This window comes from Massilia sp. NBRC 108631 (assembly GCF_059704565.1).
The window spans coordinates 1-3,111 of record NZ_BAAKJE010000207.1 but is presented as its reverse complement, the minus strand read 5'-3'; the positions used below and the strand labels follow the sequence as shown (position 1 = coordinate 3,111).

The following is a 3,111-nucleotide window of genomic DNA, read 5'->3' as shown; positions in this document are numbered from 1 at the left end:
CCCTTGCCGTCGAAGAAGGAGCCGCCCATGCGCCAGTCGCGCTCGTCGCACATGGCGGAGCAGGCGTTCCAGAATTCCTGGGTGTTGGACTGGTAGGCCACGTCTTCCAGCGGCTGGGTGATCTTGCCGTCCTTGATTTCGTAGTACAGCTGGCCGCCGAACTGGAAGTTGTAGCGCTGCTGGTCGATCGAGAAGGAGCCGCGTCCGGCGATGTAGATGCCCTTCTTCACGTCCTTCACCATCTCGTCCGGCGTAAGCTGCTTCTTGCCCGCCTGGAGCGACACGTTGGGCATGCGCTGGAACTGCACGCTGCTCCAGCTGTCGGCATAGGAGCAGCCATGCGATTCCTTCTCGCCGATGATGTGGGCCTGGTCGCGCGTGGCCTGGTAGTTCACCAGCACGCCGTCCTTGATGATGTCCCAGCGCTTGCATTGCACGCCTTCGTCGTCGTAGCCGACGGTGGCCAGCGCGCCCGGCGCGGTCTTGTCGGCCACGAAGTTGACGATGTCGGAGCCGTACTTGAATTTCTTCGACTGCCACTTGTCCAGCGTGGCGAAGCTGGTGCCGGCGTAGTTGGCCTCGTAGCCCAGCACGCGGTCCAGCTCGGTGGCGTGGCCGACCGATTCGTGGATGGTGAGGAACAGGTGCTCGGGACTAAGCACCAGGTCGTACTTGCCCGGCTCCACGGTCTTGGCGCCGAGCTTTTCGCGCGCCTGCTTGCCGGCGGCGCGGGCATCCTCGATCAGGTCGTAGCCGTCCTTGTACAAGGTGGTCACGCCGCCCGGCGCGCGGATCTTGTGCTGCGCCTTGGCGTCGAAGAATTCATAGCCCATGCCGGCCGGCGAGGACAGGCCCTGGCGGGTGCGGAATTTTCCGCTGGCCTTGTCCACGGCGGTGGCGGTGAACGGCGACCACAGGCGATGCACATCCTGGTCGATGTAGGAGCCGTCGGTGGAGGCGAAGTACTTCTGCTGGTTCACCTGGAACAGGGTGGACTGCATGAAACTGGCGCCCGCGTCCATGCCGGCCTTGTTGGCGGCGATCAGCATCTCGGCCTTGTCCTTGATCGGCACCGTGCGCCAGTCCTTCTTGAAGGGCGTGGCCCACGCCACTTCGCCGACGCCCCTGACGGGGGCCAGGCGTACCGGCTCGGCCTGCAGGCGCGCGTTGGCCTTGGCGATGGCCACCGCCTGGCGCGCCGCTTCGGCCACCGAGTCCAGCGTCATCACATTGGTGGACACGAAGCCGTAGGCGCCGTTGGCCAGCACGCGCACGCCAACACCGCTCGATTCGGTGTTGACGATGTTCTCCACATTCAGGTCGCGCGTGGTGATGAACTGGTTCAGGTAGCGGCCGATGCGCACGTCGCAGTAGCTGGCGCCGGCCCTGGTGGCGGCGTTCATCGCGGCGTCGGCCAGCGATTTCTTGAACTGCACCGCCATCGGGTTGAGCAGTTCTTCAGCCGCGATGGCGTGGCCGAACACCGGCACCAGCAGGGTGCCGCCGGTAATGGCCCCCACCTTCAAAAATGTACGTCGTTCCACAATCTCTCCTGATTACACCGCGTCCGACAGGGACGTGAAGTTAAAGTCGCGCACTTTCATCGCCGGAATCAGCAATTTGTACGGCGACTCGTCGCCGCCCAGTATCACCGGCTTGCCCAGCTCCTCGATGTTGTTCAGCATGGTGACCGGGCTTTCGTTGAAGCGGAAGTTCTTGATCGGGTGCTTGATCTTGCCGTTCTCGATGTAGAAAGTGCCGTCGCGCGTGAGGCCGGTGAGCAGCAGCGATTGCGGGTCCACCATGCGGATGTACCAGGTGCGCGTGACCAGCACGCCCTTCTTGGTGTTGGCGATCAGCTCCGCCGTTTCCTTGCTGGTGCCAGCCATGATGAAGTTGCCCGGCGAGCCGACGGCGCGCTTGCCCTGCTTCTGCGCCCAGTAGCGCGAATAGTCCAGCGCGGCGACCTTGCCGTTCTTGATGATGTCCATGCGCTCGCGCGCCAGGTAGGTGTTGTTGTCCCACGGCGTGACGGCGATGTCCTTGTCCCACGGGTCGGACCAGATGTTGACCTGCTCGTCGAACAGCTTGTCGCCCAGGCGGTTGGCGCCGCCCTTCTTGGACAGGAAGCTGCGGCCTTCGTCCGCGCTGCGCGCATCGAGGGCGCTGAACATATAAGCCAGCAGGTCGGAGGTGGCGGCCGGTTCCAGGATCACCGTGTAGCGGCCCGGCTCCAGCGCCTTGGCGTCCACCGAGCGCAGCGCCTTTTCGATCGCCACGTCGGACGCTTCGCGCGCGTCGAACTTGTTCACGTCGCCGGCGTCGCGCCGTACCCAGCCGGAACCGCGCCCGTCCTCGGTGCGCACCGTGAGCGTGAAGTTTACGCCGGTTTCTTCCTGGTGGCCGAACACGCCCCTGGAGTTGGCGATGGCCTCGAAGGAAGTGCTGTCGGTGAAGAAGCCGGCCGCCTGCAGCTTGTTCTTGCGGCTGTTTTCGATGCTGTAGGCGGCCACCTGCGCGCGGAAGTCGGGGTCGATGGCCGCCGTGCTTTTGCTGTAGGTGTTGCTGGCCTTGTATTCCTGCTTCGATACGGTGGGCATGAACTCGGGATTGTCCGGCGCCAGGCGCGCCAGGTCTTCCGCGCGGCGCACGGCTTTTTCCAGCGACTTGTCGTCGAACTCGTTGATGGTGGCCACGCCCTGCTTCTTGCCGAACGATACCGCCACGGCCAGCTGGCTGTCTTCCACCAGGCCGGCGGTGGAGACCGCGTTGCGCGCATAGCGGATATTGCCGGTGCGGCTGCCGGTGACCTTCACTTCGCACTCGTCGCCCTTGGACAGGGACAGCACTTTGTCGCAAATGCGCTTGGTTTCTTCCTGACTCAAAATCTTCATGTCGTCGTCCTGTCCTTATCCGATCTTGCGGGCGGTGTTGATCACGTTGATGCCGTTGAAACGCGTGGTGCTCGAACCGTGCGAGACGATGGACGACTGCGACGGCTGGCCCTTGCCGTCGAAGAAGGAGCCGCCCATGCGCCAGTCGCGCTCGTCGCACATGGCGGAGCAGGCGTTCCAGAATTCCTGGGTGTTGGACTGGTAGGCCACGTCTTCC

2 protein-coding genes and 1 pseudogene are annotated in these 3,111 nt (G+C 63.9%); all 3 read right to left on the bottom strand.

All coding sequences use genetic code 11. The features are described from left to right. On the bottom strand, positions 1 to 1,544 hold a 1,544-nt coding region (locus AC6H42_RS22315; RefSeq protein ID WP_497548977.1), incomplete at its 3' end, for a TldD/PmbA family protein. A gap of 12 nt (positions 1,545 to 1,556) precedes the next feature. Further along, positions 1,557 to 2,894 (bottom strand): TldD/PmbA family protein, encoded by a 1,338-nt coding sequence (locus AC6H42_RS22310; RefSeq protein WP_057155354.1) that lies wholly within the window; start codon positions 2,892 to 2,894, stop codon positions 1,557 to 1,559. Positions 2,895 to 2,909: 15 nt separating this feature from the next. Then, positions 2,910 to 3,111: pseudogene (locus AC6H42_RS22305) on the bottom strand (TldD/PmbA family protein); the annotation flags it as partial.